Origin of the sequence: Candidatus Protofrankia californiensis, assembly GCF_900634765.1 — a bacterium.
Classification (GTDB): domain Bacteria; phylum Actinomycetota; class Actinomycetes; order Frankiales; family Frankiaceae; genus Protofrankia; species Protofrankia californiensis.
Window position 1 is genome coordinate 1 of the sequence record NZ_CAAAFT010000024.1, and the last position, 4,095, is coordinate 4,095.

The following is a 4,095-nucleotide window of genomic DNA, read 5'->3' on the forward strand; positions in this document are numbered from 1 at the left end:
CCCGGCTGGGCGCCTCACCCGCGGTCACCGCGGGGACACACATGATCTCCCGCGGCCGCGGCCCCTACGACGACGGTCCGGACGACCCCTACGGCCGCACCGGCGGCTACGGGACGGGCGGTTACGACCGGGCCGGCTTCGGCGGCCCCGGGGGGGGCGACAGCGGGCCGCTGCCGGAGAAAAGACGTTCGGACGCCTGGAAGTACATTCTCGCCGGCCTGTCCGTGGTGGCGGTGTTCGTCGTCGTCACCATGATCGCGACCAACATGCTCGGCGGCGGGGGCGGGAACGGCGACGACACCACCGCCGACACCGCGACGATCCCGACGAACCTCATCGGGCAGAAGTTCGAGACGGCCAAGAACAGCCTGAGCTCCGCCGGCTTCACCAACATCGTCTCAAAGGTCGTCGAGAACAACGAGCCGAAGGACCTGGTGGTCGAGGTCGACCCGGCCCCGGGCACCGCCGCCTCGAAGAGCGCGCCGATCACCCTCAGCATCTCGAAGGGGCCGGGTGACCTCGCCGTTCCGGACGTGGCCGGGCTGACCCAGGCCGCGGCCACCGCCAAGCTGAAGGAGGCCGGGCTGACGGTGAAGACCTCCGCCTTCACCGACGCGACGACCCGCCGAGCCGGACTGGTCGAGTCCAGCGACCCGGCGGCAGGCACGTCGGTGGCTCCTGGTGACGATGTGATCATCTACGTGGTGAGCACGCAGGCGACCGTCCCGAACGTGACGGACCAGCCTGTCGACCCCGCCAAGTCCGAACTGGAGCGCTACGGCTTCAGGGTCGTCCAGCAGGCCGTCGCGAGCAGCAAGCCGCCGGGCACCGTCGTCTCCCAGAGCCCCGGCGGCGGCTCGGCGGCCCGCGGGTCGACCGTGACGCTCTACGTCTCCCAGCAGCAGGCCATCAACACCCAGACGCCCACACCGTCACCGAGCGCCAGCGCGACTCCGAGCAAGACACCGTCGCCGAACCCGAGCTCCACCGGCGGCGGCCTCGGCGGCCTGCTCGGCTGACGGGCCCCTGCCTGCTCTGATAGCCGGGTCAGGCGAAAGCTGCCTGGCGCAGGGTTTCGACCTCGGCCGACAGCATCGGCGCCACCGACAGCGCGGTGTCGTCCCCGCAGACCGACAGCCAGCGCGCCAGCAGCAGATGACCGCCCTGCGTGAGCACCGACTCCGGGTGGAACTGGACACCCTCCAGCGGAAGGGTCCGGTGCCGCATCGCCATGACCACACCGCTGTCGGTCCAGGCGGTGACCTCGATCTCGTCCGGCAGGGTCGCCGGGTCCACGGCGAGCGAGTGGTAGCGGGTCGCGATGAACGGTGACGGCAGGTCCGCAAGCACCCCGACCCGGCGGTGATGCACCACGGACGTCTTGCCGTGCAGCAATTCAGGAGCTCGTCCGACTGTCGCCCCGAACGCAACTCCGAGAGCCTGATGGCCCAGGCACACCCCGAGCATGGGGATGCCGGCCGCGGCGCACGCCCGCATCATCGGCACGCTGACTCCGGCCGCCTCGGGCGTACCCGGACCGGGTGACACGAGCACCCCGGCGACACCGAGGGTGGCCAGCTCGTCGACGTCGACCTCGTCGTTGCGGCGGACGACGCTGTCCGCGCCGAGCTGCCCCAGGTACTGCACCAGGTTGAACACGAACGAGTCGTAGTTGTCGACCACCAGGATTCGCATGATCCTCCTCTTAGCACCGGATCTGCCGCGGGATGCAGCCACCGGCTCGGCCGCCACATCAGCTGTCGAGCCAGCCACCGGGTCGGACCTGCCGGCAGCTGCCGGCCAGGTCAGCTGCCGGCAGCATCCCGCTCGCCGGCGGCCTGCTGCTCGGCCTTTGCCTTCTCCTCGTCGCGCAGTGCGCGGCGCAGCACCTTACCGATTCCGATCTTCGGTAGCGACTCCGTCCGGAACTCAATGATCTTCGGGACCTTGTAGGCGGAGAGACGTTCGGAACAGTACGCCCGTACTTCGTCGACGGTGAGTGACTCACCGGGCCGCAGCACCAGGAACGCCTTCACCGTCTCACCCCGGTATGCGTCCGGAACACCGATCACCGCAACCTCGGCGACTTCGGGAATCCCCGAGAGAACATCCTCGATCTCGTTCGGAGAGATGTTGAACCCACCCGCGATGATGAGCTCCTTCTTCCGGTCGACGATCTCGAACCAGCCGGCGGTGTCCATCCGGGCGACGTCACCGGTGAGCAGCCATCCGTCGTCGGTCAGCACGGCCTTGGTGGAGTCCGGATTCTCCCAGTACCCGGCGAACACCTGCGGACCCCGGACGAGCAGCTCACCAGGCTCCCCCACCGGCACTTCCTTCGAGTGGTCCTCCAATTCGACGATCTTCGCTTCCGTGGACGGGAGGGGCAGGCCGATCCAGCCGGGGCGGAGCTCCTTGCCCAACGGACCGGCATGGGTCACCGGGGACGCCTCGGTCATGCCATAGCCCTCGACGACCGGGGTACCGGTTGCGCCTTCCCAACGCTGCTGCAGTTCACCGGGCAGCTTCATCGCGCCGGAGAGGCACCCTCGGATCGAGGTCAGATCGACGCTCTTCGCCCGTGGATCGTCCAGCAACGCCCGGTAGATCGGCGGCACGCCCGGGAAGGTCGTCGGGCGATGCCTGACGATGGCGTCAAGGAGCATGGCCACGTCGAATTTCGGTATAAGCACCACATGCGCACCGATCAGCATTCCCACCGTCATGCACAGCGTCATCCCGTATGCGTGGAACATCGGCAGGACGGCGAGGACCACCTCCCGCCCGATCTGCGCGTCGGTGAACCACGCCCGGCACTGCACGGCATTCGCGACGAGATTGCGGTGGGTCAGCATCGCACCTTTGGCCGGGCCGGTCGTCCCCGTGGTGTAGAGCAGGACCGCGACATCGGATGCCGTCCCCTGGACCGAGGTCCGCACCGGGTCGGCCCGGCCGGTCCGGTACACGTCGAGGAAAGCGTGGGCACGGGCGCCCGCGGGGAGATCCGTCACGATTTCGGCGCGTTTCCGGCGAGCCTTCGCAATGGGCAGCCGCAGCAACAACCGGTCTTTTCTCGGCAGAAAGTCGGGAATCGACGTGTAGATCACCTCGCGGACCCTGGTCCGGCCGGACCGGCGGGCCGCCTCCACCACCGCGTAGGTGCGGTCCAGGCACACCACGTACTCCGCCCCGCAGTCGGAGAGCTGGTGGGTCAGCTCGGCCTCGGTATAGAGCGGGTTGGCCTCGGCCACGATCGCACCCAGCCGCAGGACGGCATAGAAGGCAATCACGTGTTGCGGGCAGTTCGGCAGGATCAGCGCCACGCGGTCACCAGCCCCGACGCCGAGCTTCGCCAGGCCGCCGGCGAATGCGTCGACCTGTTCGCGCAGCTGACCGTAGGTCAGGGTCGTCCCGAAGAAGGAGATCGCCGGGGCTAGAGGAAACCGCACGACGGCGTTCTCGAACAGCTGACCCAGCGTGATATCAGAGATCTCGACCTCGGTGGGGACACCTTCGGCGTATGACGACTGCCACGGCCTGTCAGCATAGGCGGCGGTTTCGGTCCTGGCGATCTCCCGCTTGGTTGTCGATCCACCTGGCATCGCGGGCACGCTCCTCGTCAGATTGTGGTTGGGCGTCATTCTGGCAAGGAAACGACACCGAAACAGCTCCTGGGAGACAGGATTTCTCCGATCACTCGCGAGCGGGGCGCCCAGGGCCGCCCCGGCTGTATTCGCACCAGCCGTATCCGCATCAAGCCCTACCGGCTGCTGTTACTCGGGGAGCGGAGTCACGGCACGCAGCCGGATATCACCCTGATATGCCGAGAGCCTGCTGCGCGTACCAGTATCCACCCGGCAGCCAAAGCCGTGCATATCGACATGCCGGCGGTACACCCGCGGTACAGGTCGACCCCGCCAGCGGCGTCCGACACCCGGACACGCCGGCGATACCCTGATCGCGGAAATCGTCAACAGCGGCGAACAGGGCGCACCCGCGTCCCGACCCGCCGCGGACAGACCGCGAGCCGGTTGTGAGACGGTTGTGAGCCGGCCGAGGCAGCCCGGTGCGGTGCCGGCCGAGGCAGCCCGGTGC

The 4,095-nt window shown here is 68.4% G+C and carries 3 protein-coding genes; 1 reads left to right on the plus strand and 2 read right to left on the minus strand.

All coding sequences use genetic code 11. The features are described from left to right. On the plus strand, positions 1-1,019 hold a 1,019-nt coding region (locus DD1DGNOD_RS00950), incomplete at its 5' end, for a PASTA domain-containing protein (protein ID WP_131769226.1). Between the two features lie 28 nt (positions 1,020-1,047). Here DD1DGNOD_RS00950 and DD1DGNOD_RS00955 read toward each other — a convergent pair. Further along, entirely contained in the window at positions 1,048-1,695 is a 648-nt protein-coding gene (locus DD1DGNOD_RS00955; RefSeq protein ID WP_131764685.1) for an aminodeoxychorismate/anthranilate synthase component II, read from the minus strand. Positions 1,696-1,805: 110 nt separating this feature from the next. Continuing rightward, a complete protein-coding gene (locus tag DD1DGNOD_RS00960; protein ID WP_131769227.1) occupies positions 1,806-3,602 on the minus strand; it encodes an AMP-binding protein in 1,797 nt (598 codons plus the stop codon). Positions 3,603-4,095: the final 493 nt, after the last annotated feature.